Here is a 16,921-nt window from a genome sequence, read left to right on the forward strand (position 1 = left end):
TTTCATTTGAGGTGTATCTTAAAATCAAGAGTAATTTTGACTATTTTCGCCTAAGTAAGGGGGAGATACGGGTGATTCGAACAAAGCAACAAGGATTGCATCAATCGCTCCTCACTGCTGTAGAAGCTAATACGGAAACAATTGTAAGTGCTGTAAAGAAAGTGGAGTGGATGGATCCACTGCTTTTTTATGCAGCCGGAAAGCAGCTGGGCTGCACGGAGCGATTCTATTGGTCAGACACATCACAGCGTGTAATCTTGGCAGGAGTCGGATCTGCTTTTACTATAGCAAATTCTTCGCAAAAGCGCTTTCAAGACGCTCGCGCTGTTTGGAATAAGCTTTTACGACATATGATTGTTCATCGTCCTGATTATGAATTTGGAACAGGACCGCTTCTGTTCGGAGGATTTGCCTTCGATCCGTTAAAGCAGAGAACGGAGCTTTGGAACACCTTTTCAGATACAGTTTTATGGCTGCCGTCTTTTATGCTGACATTAAAAGATGGAGAGGCTTGGCTTACCGTAAATCAATTGGTGGCAAAAGATGATGACGCGGAAGCTTTGCATGAAAAACTTTTGGAAACAGAACAATTGCTGATGCAGTACAGTAAACGCCCGCTTGCTGAGCAAGCTGTTTCCTTCTTAAGACAACATGAGATTGAACCGGAAGAATGGATGAAGTCCATTAAAAGCGTACAGGAAGAAATGGAGCAGGGCAAGGTGCAAAAGGTTGTGCTGGCTCGGGAAATGCAGCTTACTGCTGATGCAGAAGTGGATTCGGCATCTGTGCTGCAGGCACTGCGCATCGGACAGCCGGACTGCTATATTTTTTCCATCGATTATAAAGGATTATGCTTCTTAGGCGCCACACCGGAACGCCTCATTCAAAAAGAAAACAATGTATTTACATCTATGTGCCTGGCGGGCTCTATCGGACGCGGCAAAACGCCGGAGGAAGATAAGAAAAACGGGGAAGAGCTGCTTTATGATGAGAAAAATCTTGCAGAGCATGGATATGTAGTCAACATGATTCGGGGAGTTATGGATGAGCTATGCGAGGAAGTCAGTATCCCGTATAAGCCGGGGCTGATGAAAACGAAGCATTTACTTCATCTTCATACACCGGTAAAGGGAAAAGGCACATGCGATTTGTTAAAGATGGTAGAAGAGCTTCATCCAACGCCGGCGCTCGGCGGCACACCGCGCGATGAAGCGCTGCAGCTGATTCGAGACCATGAGCTGCTCGACCGGGGATTTTATGGTGCGCCGATCGGATGGATTGACTATGAAGGAAATGGAGAATTTGCAGTCGGTCTCCGTTCCGGACTGCTAAAAGGAACGAATGTATCCTTATTTGCCGGCTGCGGCATCGTAGAGGATTCCAAGCCAGAGTCCGAGTATGAAGAAACGAAGATGAAGTTCAAACCTATGCTCACTGCATTAGGAGGGAATACAACATGAGTTATACAGAAGCGTTATCTTATTATTTAGGGGCGTTTGTCGATGAGCTTGTACGTTTGAACGTGCAAGACGTCGTCATCAGCCCCGGCTCCCGCTCAACGCCGCTTGCTTTGTTAATGGCTGAGCATAGGGATGTTCAAACATATTTACATGTAGATGAGCGTTCAGCTGCTTTCTTTGCGCTTGGCATTGCAAAAGCAAAGAAGCGTCCTGTTGCTCTTCTTTGCACGTCTGGAACCGCTGCAGCGAACTATTTTCCGGCGGTGAGTGAAGCATTTCATTCCCGTATCCCGCTCCTTATTTTGACTGCTGACCGTCCGCATGAGCTGCGCGATGTCGGAGCCCCGCAAGCCATGAATCAGTTGCAGCTATTCGGTTCTTTTGCAAAGCAATTCATCGAAATGGCGCTGCCCGAAGCTTCTGAAGGGATGTATCGGTATGTAAGGACTACAGCAGCCCGCGCTGTTTCCGTAGCGTCAGAGACACCGAGAGGGCCTGTGCATATGAATTTTCCGCTTCGAGAGCCGCTAGTACCTGATTTTTCTCTTGAAGGTTTATGGGAAAAGGGCCGTTTGAACCGGACAGAGCAGTATACTGCAGTTCAAAGCGGAACTCGTCAAGCGGCACCTTCGTATATGCAGCAGCTTCGAGAACGTCTTTCTTCTATGGAAAAAGGGCTTATCGTTGTTGGAGATCAGACCGATGAAGCATTGGCTGAGGCTGTTATAGAGCTTGCAGAAGCACTGCAATATCCAGTACTCGCTGACCCGCTTTCCAAGCTGCGAAGCGGAAAGCATGACAAAATGTACGTTGCAGATTGTTACGACACGTTTTTGCGAAGTGACGTGATCCGGGATGGGTGGAAGCCTGAGGTGCTTATTCGTTTTGGCGCAATGCCGGTTTCCAAAGCGCTTACGCAATATATGCAAAAGCAAACAGACGCGCTGCATATTGTTGTGGATGAAGCTGGAGGATGGCGCGATCCGGCTTTAATCTCTTCAGAAATGGTATATGCCGACGAAGTGCAGTTTTGCAAAACGCTCGCAAGTTCTGTACAAAAGGAGCAGACGTCTTGGCTTCGTTCATGGCTTGAGATCAATCAATTTACGAAAACGCAGCTTCATCATATCCAGTCGTATGATGAAATATTTGAAGGCAAAGTGATAACAGAAATTGTGGAGCTGCTGCCGGACAATGCCGCACTATTTGTAAGTAACAGTATGCCGATTCGGGATACAGACACGTTCTTTTTTAATAATGATAAAGACGTTCAAGTGCTGGCAAATCGCGGAGTAAACGGAATTGATGGTATCATCTCCACCGCGCTGGGGGTAAGCGTAGCACAAGCGCCTCTTGTGCTGGTGACGGGGGATTTAGCGTTTTATCATGATTTGAACGGGCTGCTTGCTGCTAAGCTGCACAAGCTGCATGCGACTATTATTATTATCAACAATGACGGCGGCGGTATCTTCTCCTTCCTTCCTCAATACGGGGAGAAGAAGCATTTTGAAATGATGTTCGGAACGCCGCTCGGCTTGGATTATGAGCATGCTGTGAAAATGTATGAAGGCTCATTCAGCCGTCCGGAGTCTTGGGAGGATTTTCGTCGCCACGTTACTGCAGGTATGGAGACGGACGGTTTGCATGTGGTCGAAATACGGACAGACCGAGAATCTAACCTTCAAATGCATCGTTCTCTTTGGGCCTCTATTTCAGAAGCCATTACGAACAAGGTGAGGGAAGATGAAGATTGATTTGAACGGTGTTTTATATGAATACGAAGCAGCAGGAGAAGGAGAGCCGCTTCTTTTGCTGCACGGATTTACCGGAAGCATGGATACATGGCGGCCGTTTCTTGCATCATGGAGCCGCGAATATCAAGTGATCATGGTTGATTTACTCGGTCACGGCAAAACGGAGAGCCCTGCGAGTACAAAGCGTTTCCGTATTGAACAAGCAGCTTGTGATCTTGTTTCTTTGCTGGAACGGCTTGAAATTGAAAAAGTTCATGTACTTGGATACTCTATGGGAGGGAGGCTTGCGCTCTCATTCGCTTGCTTATATCCAGAACGAGTCAATTCCTTGCTTTTGGAAAATTGTACAGCAGGGCTTGTTTCAGAAGAAGAACGCGCCGCCCGAGTGCAGCAAGACCAAGCGCTCGCTTCCTTTATAGAACAAAAAGGCATTCCTGCTTTTATTGAGAAGTGGGAAAACATTTCGTTGTTTGCCTCGCAAAAGCAGCTGCCTGACGAGACACAAGAAGCAACGCGCAAGCAGCGGCTGCAAAATAGTCCTGTCGGTTTGGCAAACAGCTTGCGAGGAATGGGAACAGGTAGGCAGCCATCATGGTGGAACGAGCTGCATGAGCTTACCATGCCAGTGCTTCTTATAAGCGGAGAATACGATGAAAAGTTTTTTCGAATCCTATCTCGTATGAAGGAACTGATTCCGCGTGCGGATCTTGTACAAATTTCTGGTGCCGGGCATGCAATTCATGTGGAACAACCGGAAAAGTTTGATACAATAGTAAGGGGATTTTTGCAAAACCTAATATATATGGAATGAAGGAGGTACTATGATGACAAGAGAATGGATGCAAGAAGGCAAGTATGAAGATATCATTTACTCTACATACAACGGCATCGCGAAAATTTCTATTAACCGTCCAGAAGTGCATAACGCATTTCGTCCGAAAACAGTTATGGAATTAATCGACGCATTCGCACGTGCCCGTGATGACAAAAATGTGGGCGTTATCATTTTAACAGGTGAAGGCGGACGAGCATTCTGCTCCGGCGGCGATCAAAAGGTACGCGGTCATGGCGGATATGTAGGAGAAGACGAAGTGCCTCGCTTGAATGTATTGGATTTACAGCGCTTAATCCGCGTCATTCCGAAGCCGGTTATCGCAGCAGTTGCCGGATATGCAATCGGCGGCGGTCACGTTCTTCACATCGTATGTGATTTGACAATCGCAGCGGAAAACGCAGTATTCGGACAAACTGGACCAAAAGTGGGAAGCTTCGATGGCGGATATGGCGCAGGTTATTTAGCGCGTATTATCGGCCATAAGAAGGCTCGCGAAATTTGGTACTTATGCCGTCAATACGGTGCACAAGAAGCGCTTGATATGGGCTTAGTCAATAAAGTTGTTCCTCTTGAGCAGCTAGAAGACGAAACAGTGCAATGGGCAGAAGAAATTCTTGAGAAAAGCCCGATGGCACTCCGCTTCTTAAAAGCAGCGTTCAACGCCGATACAGACGGTCTTGCAGGTATTCAGCAATTGGCTGGAGATGCGACGTTATTATACTATACAACAGACGAAGCGAAAGAAGGACGCGATGCATTTAAAGAAAAACGCACGCCGGACTTCGGTCAATTCCCTCGTTTCCCGTGATTGCTTCGGGAGAGCCGGCACTCAGATGAGTGCCGGCTTTTTGAATTGTACGGCAAAGATTTCGTACCGAACGATCCTGATATTTATTGCAGTTCTGCTACCAGCAAGTATAAATAAGCAGACCTGATACAGATGCGTTGGGTCTTGTTTAACATTGGTATATAATAACTGTAGAAAAGTTTGAGAGAAAGCGGGAGATACAATGAATACGATGCCAAACTGGCTGAAGCAGCGTGCTTTTTTAACGCCGGAACGCGCGGCGCTGGAAACGGAAACGGTTCAGCTTACTTTTCGGGAATTGGACGAGCATGCGATGGCTGTAAGCGAGCGTTTGACACAAGCCGGGGTGAAAATGGGAGATCACGTTGCAGTGTTGATGCGCAATAGTATAGAGATGGTATACATCATTCACGCGTTATCTTATATTGGTGCGACCGCTGTATTATTAAATGTCCGTCTGTCACGAGAGGAACTTCTTTGGCAGATGGAGAACGCAGAGGCAGCTTTGCTGCTGGCGGAAGAGGATTTTCGCACGATGCTTGGAGAGGCAGCAATTCCCGCATATACAATGGATGAGCTGAAGAAACTGCCCCAAAAACCGTATGCCGTACAGGAAGAATTCAATTTGGACGATATCATGACCATTATTTATACATCCGGTACGACAGGAAAGCCTAAAGGCGTTATGCTAACATACGGCAACCATTGGTGGAGCGCAGTCGGTTCGGCATTGAACCTAGGGCTGCAAGAAAAGGATTGCTGGCTTGCCTGCCTTCCGTTTTTTCATGTCGGCGGCTTATCCATTTTAATGAAAAGTGCGATATATGGGATGCGTGTGTTGCTTCAGGAAAAAGTCAACCCGAGTCAATTGAATGATGCGATTGAGCATAAAGGTGTGACGATGGTGTCCGTCGTAACGAAGGTGCTGACAGATATGGTCAGGGAGCTCGGAGACAAAACATATCCAAAGACGCTTCGCTGTATACTTCTTGGCGGCGGACCGGCACCGAGACCACTGCTGGAAGCATGTGTACAAAAAGGCATACCTGTCTATCAAACGTACGGCATGACGGAAACCGCGTCGCAGATTTGTACGTTGGCACAAGACTATATGCTGGAGAAGGTCGGCTCGGCCGGAAAGCCTCTTTATCCATGCCAGCTGAAGATCGAAGCAAATGGTCAAACGATGAGGGAGAATCAGGCCGGAGAAATTGTAGTGAAAGGTCCAAACGTAACGAGCGGCTATTTCAAGCGGGAGGATGCAACAAGGGAAAGCATGCAAGACGGCTGGCTGCATACGGGAGATATCGGGTATTTAGATGAAGAGGGATTTTTATATGTTCTCGACCGCCGCAGCGACCTTATTATTTCAGGCGGAGAGAATATTTATCCTGCACAAATTGAAGAAGTGCTTCTGGCGCATCCATCCGTTTTAGAAGCTGGCGTAGTCGGAGAAGAGAATGAAGAATGGGGACAGGTGCCGGTTGCTTTTGTGAAAATAGAAAAAAAAGCGGCGGAAGAAGAGCTATTGGCATTTTGCGGCGAGCATCTGGCCCGATATAAAGTACCGAGACGTATCATATTTGTTGACGCCTTGCCTCGAAACGCATCCAATAAATTGCTGCGCAGAGAGTTAAAAGAGAAGCTGTGATGAGGATTCAAAAAGCAGTTCTGCATCGAACAAGCATGAAGCTTGTGTCTCCGTTCGCGACAAGTTACGGTGCTTACCATGATCGTGAAAGCATTATCGTAGAGCTTTATGATGAAGACGGACGTACGGGATGGGGGGAGGTTGTTGCCTTCTCGCAGCCTTGGTATACGGAAGAAACTGTCCAAACTGCATGGCATATGCTTATGGATTTTTTAGTACCAGCAGTGTTGGCGAGCGAAATTTCTCACCCGAATGAAGTGCCGAAGCTGTTCGCCGGCATAAAACGCAATAATATGGCGAAAGCAGGACTTGAGGGAGCTGTCTGGGATTTATATGCGCAGCGTACGGAACAATCGCTGGCGCGGGCTCTTGGAGGGCGTATAAACGAAATTGAAGTGGGCGTAGTAATCGGGCTGGATACTTTGCCGAATATGCTTCAAAAGATGGAACAGTATGCGGCAGACGGTTATAAACGCTTTAAAGTGAAAATTAAGCCTGAAAATGATTATGAACTCTTGTCGGGAATACGAAAAGTCTTTCCTGACATTCCGCTTATGGCGGACGCGAACTCAGCTTACACATTAGACGACATAGAGAAACTGAAGCGGCTTGATGAATGCAATCTGATGATGATTGAACAGCCCCTTGCGGACAACGATTTCATGGATCACGCAGTGCTTCAGAAAGAGCTTCATACGCCGGTTTGTCTGGATGAAAGCATTCACTCGCTTGAAGATGCGAGAGTGGCGATTCAACTTGGGAGCTGCCGTATTGTGAATATTAAAGCAGGGCGTGTCGGCGGATTGACAGAAGCGATTCGCATTCATGATTACTGTCAGGCACATCATGTACCTGTTTGGTGCGGCGGCATGATTGAGACAGGCATATCAAGAGGACAGAACGTAGCGCTCGCTTCGCTGCCGAACTTTACGATACCTGGCGATATTTCCGCGTCGTCTCGTCATTGGGAGCGTGATCTCATTACACCTGAAGTAACGCTTCAGAACGGAAAGGTGAAGGTTCAAAACGGAATTGGACTCGGATATAAGGTTGATAGAAGCTATTTGAAGCGAATTACGTTACAAACAAGCATTCTTACATAGAAAAGCGCATGACACTTTCGTCATGCGCTTTTCTATGTAAGAATTTCTTTTAAAAAAGAGAACAGCCATTGAAAGAGTTTTCGTTTAATGGGTTTTTGTATCAGTCCACAGCTCAAGCAGCTCCTGCTCCCGTTCAGGCGGCAGTCCAGCTTTTCGTTTGTTGTCTTGGCGTCCCTGCTCCCATTCCCAAATATCATAAATTGTTTCTTCTAATGGACGGAAGGACAATCCTTGTTGGACAGCTTTGTTGATACTGATATCAGAAGCGCCTTTCCATGGCTCCATTTCGCCGGGAAGTGCCGTATTTTCAGGAAGCCACAGCGGCATTTGCACCCATGGCACAACATCATTTTCTAACAAAAATTCCTCTTGCACCCATACAAATTCAGCATCGCTTTCTGTCACCTGTTTGCATGTCTCCAACAGCTGATTCATGGTGAGACTATAGTTCGGACCCGTTACGTTATAAGTGCCTGTTGTTCGCTCTTTGGCCATTTCAAGGATCCAGGTGGCCATATCCCTTACATCAATGAGTTGAACGCGTTTGTCTGGATTTCCAGGACACAGGATGCGTCCGCCCATAGCCACACGTTTTACCCAGTACGGAAGCCGGTCTGTATAGTCAAACGATCCTACAATTTGACCTGCCCGTACATTCAGCACCTTGCCGGGCATTTGTTGCTGAGCTTCCTGTTCGCACAGCGCCTTTAACGGACCGTAATACTCATAAACGGGTCCTGCCGTATCCTTTGTAACCTCGTCTGCCTCCTCGGCAGACATTGTTTGAACCGGATAGCTTTCCGTAATGCCGAGCGGAATCCAATCTTTGTACACAGAGATGCTCGAGATATATGTATAATGGTTGATGTTGTCTCCTAATACCTTAGCGGCCTTGGAGACAGTACGAGGAACAAAACCGCACGTATCAATGACCGCATCCCATTTCCGTCCTTTCAGCGCCTTTAGCGTACCATCCCGGTCCCCAAGTAATATCTCCACATTCCGAAATACTTCATTGTTATTTCCGCGATTGAATAAGGTAACCGCATATCCTCTTCTTAACGCTTCCTGTGCGATATGCCTTCCTAAAAAGCGGGTGCCGCCTAAAATAAGGATTTTCATTATATCCCTCCTTTTTCAAGTATATGAATCAATATACTTGAAAAATCTGTAATTTCCTGCATGTATATGAAAAAGAGAACACTGCGATAGCGTTCTCTTTCATGAAGCACTATTGTCTGAATAATTATGTGAATTAAAAATGAATGAGGCGTTTTTCTTGACTTTGATTTTCAATGGAGGGAACATTATAACAAAGAAGGAGGGTTATTATGAAATTATTGGAAGAAATTTTAACCTATAATAAAAGCTTTGTAGAAAATAAAGAATATGAATCCTTTAAAACAAATAAATATCCGGATAAGCGGCTTGTTATCATTTCCTGCATGGATACACGTCTTGTGGAACTTTTGCCAAAAGCGATGAACATGCGTAACGGAGACGTAAAAATTGTGAAGGTGGCAGGCGCTGTTGTTGCGCATCCGTTCGGCAGTATTATGCGGAGCGTGCTTGTAGCGGTATATGAGCTTGGCGCGGATGAGGTATGCGTAATTGGACATTATGATTGCGGCATGGCTAGTCTGCAAGCGAAAAACACAATCGAAAAAATGAAAGAACGCGGCATCTCAGAAGACAAATTAGCTACTCTTCATTATTCGGGGATAAATTTAGAGAAATTTCTTCATGGATTTTCCTGTGTAGAAGACAGCGTAAAGCATAGTGTAGAAATCATTCGCCATCATCCTCTTATGCCGGGTGATGTGCCGGTGCACGGACTTGTCATTGACCCGAAAACGGGCCGCTTGGATACCATTGCAGACGGATATCAAAACTAAACAGGATTGTCTTTTTTTTCAGGAACAGGATCAAAGCCTCCCGGATGAAAGGGATGACATTTCAAAATGCGTTTCATTGTCATCCATCCGCCTTTTAGAGTGCCATGAACGCGAATCGCTTCCATGCCGTAATGAGAGCATGTCGGGTAAAACCGGCATGACGGCGGCTTCAGCGGTGACAGAAATTTTTGGTAAAATCGAATCAAAGTCATAAAAATCCGCTTCATAAACAGACTCCTTCCTTACATATGTATAAAGTATCATAGCATAATTTGGCTGTGAAAATCACGTTGCATAAATCTTTACTATTAGAGGTATTCAGTATATCATATTAAATATATCGGAATTCCCGTTTTCACTAAAAGGGGTAGAGGGAGAGATGAATATGCCATCAGTAGAAAGCTTTGAATTAGATCATAATATTGTAAAAGCACCGTATGTAAGACATTGCGGCGTTCATAAAGTAGGAAGCGACGGCGTTGTAAATAAATTCGACATTCGTTTTTGCCAGCCGAATAAACAGGCAATGAAGCCGGATGTGATTCATACGCTTGAGCACTTACTAGCTTTTAACCTAAGAAAGTATGTGGTAAAGCATAGCCACTTTGATATTATTGATATTTCTCCGATGGGATGCCAAACAGGCTTTTATCTTGTAGTCAGCGGTACGCCGACAGTTCGTGAGATTATCGATCTTCTAGAAGATACAATACGCGACGCTGCACAAGTAACAGAAGTGCCGGCTGCCAATGAAACGCAGTGCGGACAGGCGAAGCTGCATGACCTTGACGGCGCTAAGCGTATGATGAATTACTGGTTATCCCAAGATAAAGATGAACTGGAAAAGGTATTCGGTTAATCTTCATCTGAAATTTTCTTATTTTCCTGCATATAAGGGCTATCTTCGGCACGATCTACAGAGTGCTTGTAAGAATAGCCCTTATTTATTGTCAAAACAGAAAGCAATAAAATAACAGTAACAACAATGACAGAGATGATTAATACAGTGAACATGTTTATACCCCCTTTGTTTTATATAAATGCAACTAAAAAATTAACATAAAAACTTTTCTTTTAGCGGGGAGAGAGCATCCGACTAAGCATAGAAGCGGTCAAACCCTTTTCGTGGTCCAAGCAGGGGTAAATCATAGAGAGGGAGCGAGCGCAGTTTCCCTTTTGTTCTACGTGGCCAACGATAGATCTGTCGGAATAACAAAGTGGACTTATATAATAGTACCACGGCAGAAGCGCCCTGCATATTTCTAACGGGTATGCACACAATGAAGATAAGGTACGAATCAGCAAGGGGGCTTATGATGGAAAAGAAAACGTATTATATTTCAGTTGCAGAAGGCGGTATTTCGCAGGTGAAAACAGCGAATACATATAGCTTTGCCATTCAAGCGAACGATGATGAAATTGTACAGCTGCGTGAAATTTTTGATGCAGCATATGTAGAAGACGTCCGTACGTTTTGGCGGGCGCATATTCCGTTTTTGGAATACCATCATGATCATTCGAATGACAAATATGATGAACGATTGCAGCGGGCCTATAAAATGATTTATGACCTTGGCGACAATAAAACGAAAGAATTAATTGCGCAGATGGGGATTATTGATGGACTGTAATATTAGGCAGGTTCTCTAGAATATGCTACAATTTGGGGTAAGAATCGGTTTCAAAGTAGGGGAGCAGGTGCATGTACACATTTACGGATTATTATCAAAATACGGTGCAGTTATCATTTGATGATCATCCATTTTCTCGCACACCAAAGCACGTTTGGGTGATTTGCCGCTATCATAATGAATGGCTGCTGACGCATCACCTTCGCCGCGGACTTGAGTTTCCAGGCGGTAAAGTAGAAGAAGGGGAGACATCGGAAGAAGCTGCGGTTCGCGAGGTTCGGGAAGAAACAGGCGGAGTTGTCTCTTATCTAAAATATATAGGGCAGTACAAGGTGTCAGGAAAGGATAAAATCATCATTAAAAACATTTACTTCGCTGAAATTAGTGATGTGTTAGAGCATACGCACTATAATGAAACGAAGGGACATGTACTGCTGCAGGAAATTCCAAAGAGTATAAAGGTAGACCGGCGTTTCAGCTTTATTATGCGCGATGATGTATTAGTGCATAGTCTGAAGCAGGTGCAAAAGAGCCTGCAGGAAATGAAATAAGAAAAAGACCAAGCCCAGAAGGTTTGGTCTTTTTCTTACTTTGCTTTCCGGGTAATTAGTTTTTCAAACCATTCTACAAGCACATACATAACTGTTGCGAACATACAGGTGAGCAGTACGCTCATTAATACGAGTGTAAAATTGAATACTTGAAAGCCGTAGCTTATTAGGTATCCGAGGCCCTGCTTGGATACGAGCAGCTCTCCGAAAATGACTCCTACCCATGATAATCCAACGTTAACCTTCAGTGTGGATACAATGGTTGGAAAAGAAGCGGGGAGTATTACCTGCTGATAGCTCTGCCATTTGCTGGCGCCAAACGTTTGCATGACCTTTATATAATTAGGATCTACCTCAAGAAATGCTGTGTAAATCACGAGAATGGTAATAATGACTGAAATAATAACGCCCATAGCTATAGATGAGGATATGTTTGGACCGAAAACGACAATGATGATAGGACCAAGCGCTACTTTTGGCATGGCATTTAACACAACTAAGTAGGGGTCTAATACGCGCGCTAAAAATGGAGTCCACCAAAGCAGGGTAGCAATTAATGTACCAAGAATCGTGCCGAGCAAAAATCCTGAAAATGTTTCCAACAGCGTGACCCATAAATGAGGAAGCAAGGAGCCGTCTTGCAGCTTGCTCCACAGCAGCTTTAAAATGCTGGACGGAGAACTGAACAGGAGCGGATCAATCCATGCGGCACGGCTGGCAATCTCCCAAAGAATAAAGAAAGCCAGAAGCAAGAACACTTGTAAAAGCGTGATAGCGCGCTTTTTCTTTTTCTCCTTTTTTACATAAGCACGATGAAGAAGCGACAGATTAAGATTTTTGTACTTCAAGACTCTCCAGCTCCTTCCAAATCAACTGAAACAGCTTTGTAAAAGCAGGATGCTGGCGAGCCTGAATTGGAGACATATTGCGAATTTCTTCAGGAACGGCAATCACTTTAGCGATATGCCCTGGTTTTGCACGAAGAAGAAATATACGGTCGCTCATGGCAATGGCTTCTTCAATATCATGTGTCACAAGAATAGAAGTTTTATGAAATTCTTTAAGGAGTGAGCAGACGAGTTCTTCTAATTTGATTTTTGTTTGGTAATCAAGAGCGGAGAATGGCTCATCCAGAAGCAGAATTTTCGGATTGGTAGCCAGCGTTCGAACAAGAGCGGCACGTTGACGCATTCCGCCTGAGAGCTGACGCGGGTAGAGTTGAACCGAGTCAGCCAATCCGACCTGTTCCAGCAATTTGAGCGCATACTGGCGAGTCTCGCGGCTGTAAGTGCCGGTAATACGCAAACCGGTTACGATATTTTCTTCAATTGTTTTCCAAGGAAACAAATAATCCTGCTGCAGCATATATCCGATTGCTGAGCTTGGCTCCGTGACAGCTTCTCCTTCAATTTCAACGCGCCCTTCTAAAGGCTGCAAAAGACCTGCAATTATAGAAAGCAGAGTCGTTTTTCCGCAGCCGCTTGGCCCTAGGAACGAGATAAACTCTCCTTCTTGCATTTCCAACTCAATATTGGCTAATGTGAGGCTGGCTTCTTTCTCAGTGAAAAAGCAGTGGTATACATTTTGGATTGTTAAGAAGCTCATGGGGGCCTCTACTGTTTAATAGCCTTTTCCGCAATGGAAGTATTCACTAAAGTGTCATGCTCTACTTCTTTTGGAAGTTCGCCAGCTTCCTTCATAATCTTTTGCAGGTTGTTCCATTCCTCTTCATCCAAAATCGGGTTTGTTGCATAGGAATTTTGGTTCTTGTAACGTTCAATGACCTTAATCATAATATCCTTTGGCGTATCTTTAAAAAATGGTTCTACGACCTTTGCGATCTCTTCTGGGCTATGTGTATCAACCCATTGCTGCGCTTTATACAAGGCTTTCGTAAACTTCTCTGCAACAGCTGCGTTCTTTTTCAAATAACTTTCCTTTGCCATAAAGGATGTGTAAGGAATCTTTCCAGACTCTGCTCCGAAAGAAGCAACGATATATCCTTTTCCTTCTTTTTCAAAAATGCTGGCCGTCGGTTCAAACAACTGGACATAATCTCCTGTACCGGAAGCAAAAGCATTTGCGATATTTGCAAACTCGATGCTTTGAATGAGATTCAAGTCTTTTTGCGGATTAATGCCGTGCTTCTTCAACACAAACTCGCCTGCCATTTGCGGCATGCCGCCTTTTCGCTGACCAAGAAACGTTGTGCCCTTCAAATCACTCCAATTAAAGGACTCCAGCTTTTTGCGTGATACAAGAAACGTTCCGTCTGTTTGCGTAAGCTGTGCAAAGTTAATGACAGGATCCTTTGCTCCTTGACTGTAGACATAAATTGTAGTTTCAGAACCAACAAGCGCAATATCGATTCCGTTTGATAAAAGAGCCGTCATCGTTTTGTCTCCGCCAGCAGTTGTTTGAAGATCGAGCTCTAATCCCTCTTCTTTAAAATATCCTTTGCCAATCGCTACATACAATGGTGCGTAAAAGAGAGAATGCGTTACTTCTCCAACGCGAACTTTTTGCAGCGCTTCTTTCTTATTACAAGCTGCGAACGTAAAAAAGCTCAACATGAAAACTGTAAATAAAATAAGCAGCTTTCTCAAGGATGCCCACCTCCTAAAAGTGAATCTGTTTTACTGTATGTATGCGAAAGCCCATGTGTGAATGCCTATAAGAAAAAAATGGGCTTTTTCATTACATGCTACTATTTTGTCGAAATATGTCGAGATGTTCCTCTTTCTGTATATAACCACATATACAAAAAACATGGTAATATATTTATAAGATATTTCGTTAAATTTTTAAATATTATAAAAATTATCGAAAGGCAAACCTGTTGAAAAGCAGGGACGCAAAGTCACGGGTCTAAGGTAGAAATACTACGATGGCTGGGCTGCTACTTACGGAGGTAGCTAAAGTTTATGGATCAAGCACAAGCAGTTGCGGTAAAAACAAACGAAGCCTATCTTGACAAGGAGTGGCTGCAATTAGTAACAGAGGCAATGGATATGGGAATATCACGTGAAGAAATCTGCGAGTTTCTTAAGAGTGCTTTTAAAGAAAGATGAAGACGTACATAAAATTGAATAGCGCATACACTAGGAGCAGTCATGTGAACTGCTCTTTTTAAATACAGAACGAAATAAGAGGATATCATCAGGTGTGATGATATCCTCTTTATAACGGTAATGAACATTTGCATTCCGGAGATGAACGAGCCGGTTCTGCTTTTCTTTTGTTATGTTATGCTAAAGGTCCGCCTAGTTTTACTGTTTCTTCGGAGACGTTTGTGAATTTTTTGAAGTTTTCTTTGAACTTGCCAGCAAGCTCCAATGCTTTTGCTTTGTAAGCTTCTTTGTCAGCCCAAGTTTTTTCAGGCGTTAATACTTCATCAGGAACGCCTGGAACGTGAAGCGGAATTTCAAGACCGAAGATATCGTCTTTCATTGTTTCAGCGTTGTTTAATTCGCCGTTAAGAGCTGCTTGCACCATTGCGCGAGTATAAGCAAGATTCATGCGTTTTCCTACGCCGTATTCGCCGCCCGTCCAGCCTGTATTCACTAGGAATACTTGTGCATTGTGCTTGTCGATTTTTTCACCGAGCATTTCCGCGTAACGAGATGCATCAAGCGGCAAGAACGGAGAACCGAAGCATGTGGAGAACGTAGCTTGCGGAGATGTTACGCCGCGCTCTGTTCCAGCCAGCTTGCTTGTGTAGCCGCTTAAGAAATGATACATAGCTTGTTCCTTGGATAGCTTGCTGATTGGAGGCAAGACGCCGAACGCATCAGCCGTCAAGAATACAATTGTGTTTGGATGTCCCGCTACGCTCGGTAGAACGATATTGTCGATTGCGTTAATCGGATACGCCGCACGCGTATTTTCAGTCAGAGATACATCGTTGTAATCTGCGATTCTAGTATTCTCATCAATTACAACGTTTTCCAGAACGGAGCCGAATGTAATCGCATCAAAGATTTGCGGTTCTTTTTCGCGGGAAAGGTTGACGCATTTCGCGTAGCAGCCGCCTTCAATGTTGAATACGCCGTTATCAGACCAGCCGTGCTCATCATCGCCGATCAGCTTGCGGTTCGGATCTGCAGACAAAGTCGTTTTTCCTGTTCCGGATAAGCCGAAGAACAGTGCTACATCACCCTCTTCTCCTACATTTGCAGAGCAGTGCATAGATAGGATGTCTTGCTCAGGAAGCAAGTAGTTCATAATAGAGAAGATAGATTTCTTCATTTCACCCGCGTACTCTGTTCCGCCGATTAAAACGATGCGCTTTTCAAAAGAAACGATGATAAACGTTTCAGAGTTCGTGCCGTCAAGAATCGGATCTGCTTTAAATGTCGGAGCAGATACAATGGTAAATTGCGCGTCATGCTTTGCTAAGTCGTCTTGTGTCGGACGAATAAACAATTGGTGTGCAAATAAATTGTGCCAAGCGTATTCGTTTACAACTTGAATAGGAAGACGGTAGCTGTGATCAGCGCCAGCAAAGCCTTTAAATACGAAAATTTCTTCTTTTTCTTTTAAGTATTCTAATACTTTCGTGTATAATTTATCAAAGTGCTCTTCAGAAATGGGTTGGTTTACAGCGCCCCAATCAATCTTGTTAGCAGTAGATGCTTCTTTTACAGTAAATTTATCTTTAGGAGAACGTCCTGTGTATTTGCCTGTTGCAACAGAAACAGCGCCGGTTGAAGTTAATTGTCCTTCTTCTCTCACTAATACTTTTTCTACCAATTGCGGAACGCTTAATTGAACCTGTGCATTGCTTCCGTTCAATAATTCATGTAATTCAATTTGGACATTCACAGTACTCATATACATACCATCCTTTGTTTATTTTATGAATATTCCTCGCATTACTTATAAAAAGTATAACATATTTACATAAATAATGTATACTATTTCTTGAAATTTGTTTGTGTTCTTGTAATGTATCAACATAATTATTTGAATCAACACAAACAAGAAAAATTATTGGTACAACCTACAAATATAGATTGACAAAATTGAGTTATTTCTATACTATATCATTTGGACGGATACTCTCTTATCCTGAGCTGGCGGAGGGACAGGCCCTATGAAGCCCAGCAACCTCACCGAAGGGTGAAAAGGTGCTGAACCTGTTGCAAGGCGCTCGAGCCTTGAACGATAAGAGTGAAAGGCAAACATGAGCAAATTCAACCTTTCCTCAAAGGGGAAGGTTTTTTATTTTGAG

The 16,921-nt window shown here is 44.3% G+C and carries 18 protein-coding genes and 2 riboswitches; of the genes, 11 read left to right on the plus strand and 7 right to left on the minus strand.

All coding sequences use genetic code 11. From position 1 onward, the window contains the following. Window positions 1–71 precede the first annotated feature (71 nt). The 6 genes from H540_RS0105030 (at window position 72) to menC (ending at window position 7,611) form a co-directional block, all read left to right on the plus strand. Window positions 72–1,460: an isochorismate synthase gene (locus H540_RS0105030; RefSeq protein ID WP_028399695.1), complete on the plus strand. Its 1,389-nt coding sequence runs from the start codon at window positions 72–74 to the stop codon at window positions 1,458–1,460. Beyond that, window positions 1,457–3,214 (plus strand): 2-succinyl-5-enolpyruvyl-6-hydroxy-3-cyclohexene-1-carboxylic-acid synthase, encoded by a 1,758-nt coding sequence (menD, locus tag H540_RS0105035; protein ID WP_028399696.1) that lies wholly within the window; start codon window positions 1,457–1,459, stop codon window positions 3,212–3,214. The genes H540_RS0105030 and menD overlap by 4 nt, the downstream gene beginning before the upstream one ends. Further along, complete coding sequence (gene menH / locus H540_RS0105040) at window positions 3,204–4,025, plus strand: 2-succinyl-6-hydroxy-2,4-cyclohexadiene-1-carboxylate synthase (protein ID WP_028399697.1); 822 nt, start codon at window positions 3,204–3,206, stop codon at window positions 4,023–4,025. Before menD ends, menH begins: the two co-directional genes overlap by 11 nt. Window positions 4,026–4,038: 13 nt before the next feature. After that, the gene (menB, locus tag H540_RS0105045) at window positions 4,039–4,857 is read left to right on the plus strand and encodes a 1,4-dihydroxy-2-naphthoyl-CoA synthase (protein WP_028399698.1); all 819 of its coding nucleotides are present in this window, start codon (window positions 4,039–4,041) and stop codon (window positions 4,855–4,857) included. 202 nt (window positions 4,858–5,059) lie between these two features. Next, window positions 5,060–6,508 (plus strand): o-succinylbenzoate--CoA ligase, encoded by a 1,449-nt coding sequence (locus H540_RS0105050; protein ID WP_028399699.1) that lies wholly within the window; start codon window positions 5,060–5,062, stop codon window positions 6,506–6,508. Then, window positions 6,508–7,611, plus strand: a complete 1,104-nt coding sequence (gene menC / locus H540_RS0105055; protein WP_028399700.1) for an o-succinylbenzoate synthase — start codon at window positions 6,508–6,510, stop codon at window positions 7,609–7,611. The genes H540_RS0105050 and menC overlap by 1 nt, the downstream gene beginning before the upstream one ends. 84 nt (window positions 7,612–7,695) lie before the next feature. Here menC and H540_RS0105060 read toward each other — a convergent pair whose 3' ends face one another. Next, window positions 7,696–8,733, minus strand: a complete 1,038-nt coding sequence (locus H540_RS0105060; protein WP_028399701.1) for an NAD-dependent epimerase/dehydratase family protein — start codon at window positions 8,731–8,733, stop codon at window positions 7,696–7,698. Window positions 8,734–8,942: 209 nt separating this feature from the next. Here H540_RS0105060 and H540_RS0105065 point away from each other — a divergent pair, with 209 nt between their 5' ends. Beyond that, the gene (locus H540_RS0105065; protein WP_028399702.1) at window positions 8,943–9,506 is read left to right on the plus strand and encodes a beta-class carbonic anhydrase; all 564 of its coding nucleotides are present in this window, start codon (window positions 8,943–8,945) and stop codon (window positions 9,504–9,506) included. Here the strand turns inward: H540_RS0105065 and yidD are convergent. After that, the gene (yidD, locus tag H540_RS0105070) at window positions 9,503–9,733 is read right to left on the minus strand and encodes a membrane protein insertion efficiency factor YidD (protein WP_028399703.1); all 231 of its coding nucleotides are present in this window, start codon (window positions 9,731–9,733) and stop codon (window positions 9,503–9,505) included. The genes H540_RS0105065 and yidD overlap by 4 nt on opposite strands. Window positions 9,734–9,891: 158 nt before the next feature. Between yidD and H540_RS0105075 the strand changes: the two genes are divergently transcribed. Next, window positions 9,892–10,365, plus strand: coding sequence for an S-ribosylhomocysteine lyase (locus H540_RS0105075; protein ID WP_028399704.1), 474 nt, complete (start codon window positions 9,892–9,894; stop codon window positions 10,363–10,365). On the opposite strand, the gene ytzI is transcribed toward H540_RS0105075, so the two are convergent. Then, window positions 10,362–10,520: a YtzI protein gene (gene ytzI / locus H540_RS0105080; RefSeq protein ID WP_028399705.1), complete on the minus strand. Its 159-nt coding sequence runs from the start codon at window positions 10,518–10,520 to the stop codon at window positions 10,362–10,364. The genes H540_RS0105075 and ytzI overlap by 4 nt on opposite strands. A 299-nt stretch (window positions 10,521–10,819) precedes the next feature. On the opposite strand from ytzI, the gene H540_RS0105085 reads away from it, so the two are divergent. Then, window positions 10,820–11,137, plus strand: a complete 318-nt coding sequence (locus tag H540_RS0105085) for a hypothetical protein (RefSeq protein WP_028399706.1) — start codon at window positions 10,820–10,822, stop codon at window positions 11,135–11,137. A 71-nt stretch (window positions 11,138–11,208) separates the two neighbouring features. Further along, a complete protein-coding gene (gene ytkD / locus H540_RS0105090; protein ID WP_028399707.1) occupies window positions 11,209–11,688 on the plus strand; it encodes an RNA deprotection pyrophosphohydrolase in 480 nt (159 codons plus the stop codon). Window positions 11,689–11,723: 35 nt separating this feature from the next. Here the strand turns inward: ytkD and H540_RS0105095 are convergent, their stop codons facing one another. The 3 genes from H540_RS0105095 to H540_RS0105105 are packed head-to-tail and all read right to left on the minus strand — an operon-like array spanning window position 11,724 to window position 14,261. Further along, entirely contained in the window at window positions 11,724–12,536 is an 813-nt protein-coding gene (locus H540_RS0105095; RefSeq protein ID WP_028399708.1) for an ABC transporter permease, read from the minus strand. Further along, window positions 12,517–13,293, minus strand: a complete 777-nt coding sequence (locus H540_RS0105100) for an ABC transporter ATP-binding protein (RefSeq protein WP_028399709.1) — start codon at window positions 13,291–13,293, stop codon at window positions 12,517–12,519. Before H540_RS0105100 ends, H540_RS0105095 begins: the two co-directional genes overlap by 20 nt. Before the next feature lie 8 nt (window positions 13,294–13,301). Continuing rightward, window positions 13,302–14,261 carry an ABC transporter substrate-binding protein gene (locus tag H540_RS0105105; RefSeq protein ID WP_425388089.1) on the minus strand — a complete coding sequence of 320 codons (960 nt, stop codon included), beginning with the start codon at window positions 14,259–14,261 and terminating at the stop codon, window positions 13,302–13,304. A gap of 246 nt (window positions 14,262–14,507) precedes the next feature. After that, a riboswitch (cyclic di-GMP riboswitch) is annotated at window positions 14,508–14,592 on the plus strand. A 20-nt stretch (window positions 14,593–14,612) separates the two neighbouring features. Here H540_RS0105105 and H540_RS31780 point away from each other — a divergent pair. Then, window positions 14,613–14,759, plus strand: coding sequence for an anti-repressor SinI family protein (locus H540_RS31780; RefSeq protein ID WP_081415017.1), 147 nt, complete (start codon window positions 14,613–14,615; stop codon window positions 14,757–14,759). A gap of 175 nt (window positions 14,760–14,934) precedes the next feature. Here the strand turns inward: H540_RS31780 and pckA are convergent, their stop codons facing one another. Beyond that, window positions 14,935–16,521: a phosphoenolpyruvate carboxykinase (ATP) gene (gene pckA, locus H540_RS0105115; RefSeq protein ID WP_028399711.1), complete on the minus strand. Its 1,587-nt coding sequence runs from the start codon at window positions 16,519–16,521 to the stop codon at window positions 14,935–14,937. Window positions 16,522–16,750: 229 nt separating this feature from the next. Next, window positions 16,751–16,861, plus strand: a riboswitch (SAM riboswitch). Window positions 16,862–16,921: the final 60 nt, after the last annotated feature.

It is taken from the genome of Ectobacillus panaciterrae DSM 19096, assembly GCF_000430785.1.
Lineage (GTDB): Bacteria > Bacillota > Bacilli > Bacillales > Bacillaceae_G > Ectobacillus > Ectobacillus panaciterrae.

Bases quoted from the DNA above. Each gene is read 5' to 3' on its own strand.
- menD (WP_028399696.1), top strand. From the start codon at position 1,457: ATGAGTTATACAGAAGCGTTATCTTATTATTTAGGGGCGTTTGTCGAT.
- menH (WP_028399697.1), top strand. From the start codon at position 3,204: ATGAAGATTGATTTGAACGGTGTTTTATATGAATACGAAGCAGCAGGA.
- menB (WP_028399698.1), top strand. From the start codon at position 4,039: ATGACAAGAGAATGGATGCAAGAAGGCAAGTATGAAGATATCATTTAC.
- H540_RS0105050 (WP_028399699.1), top strand. From the start codon at position 5,060: ATGAATACGATGCCAAACTGGCTGAAGCAGCGTGCTTTTTTAACGCCG.
- menC (WP_028399700.1), top strand. From the start codon at position 6,508: ATGAGGATTCAAAAAGCAGTTCTGCATCGAACAAGCATGAAGCTTGTG.
- H540_RS0105060 (WP_028399701.1), bottom strand. From the start codon at position 8,733: ATGAAAATCCTTATTTTAGGCGGCACCCGCTTTTTAGGAAGGCATATC.
- H540_RS0105065 (WP_028399702.1), top strand. From the start codon at position 8,943: ATGAAATTATTGGAAGAAATTTTAACCTATAATAAAAGCTTTGTAGAA.
- yidD (WP_028399703.1), bottom strand. From the start codon at position 9,733: ATGAAGCGGATTTTTATGACTTTGATTCGATTTTACCAAAAATTTCTG.
- H540_RS0105075 (WP_028399704.1), top strand. From the start codon at position 9,892: ATGCCATCAGTAGAAAGCTTTGAATTAGATCATAATATTGTAAAAGCA.
- ytzI (WP_028399705.1), bottom strand. From the start codon at position 10,520: ATGTTCACTGTATTAATCATCTCTGTCATTGTTGTTACTGTTATTTTA.
- H540_RS0105085 (WP_028399706.1), top strand. From the start codon at position 10,820: ATGATGGAAAAGAAAACGTATTATATTTCAGTTGCAGAAGGCGGTATT.
- ytkD (WP_028399707.1), top strand. From the start codon at position 11,209: ATGTACACATTTACGGATTATTATCAAAATACGGTGCAGTTATCATTT.
- H540_RS0105100 (WP_028399709.1), bottom strand. From the start codon at position 13,293: ATGAGCTTCTTAACAATCCAAAATGTATACCACTGCTTTTTCACTGAG.
- H540_RS0105105 (WP_425388089.1), bottom strand. From the start codon at position 14,261: ATGTTGAGCTTTTTTACGTTCGCAGCTTGTAATAAGAAAGAAGCGCTG.
- H540_RS31780 (WP_081415017.1), top strand. From the start codon at position 14,613: ATGGATCAAGCACAAGCAGTTGCGGTAAAAACAAACGAAGCCTATCTT.
- pckA (WP_028399711.1), bottom strand. From the start codon at position 16,521: ATGAGTACTGTGAATGTCCAAATTGAATTACATGAATTATTGAACGGA.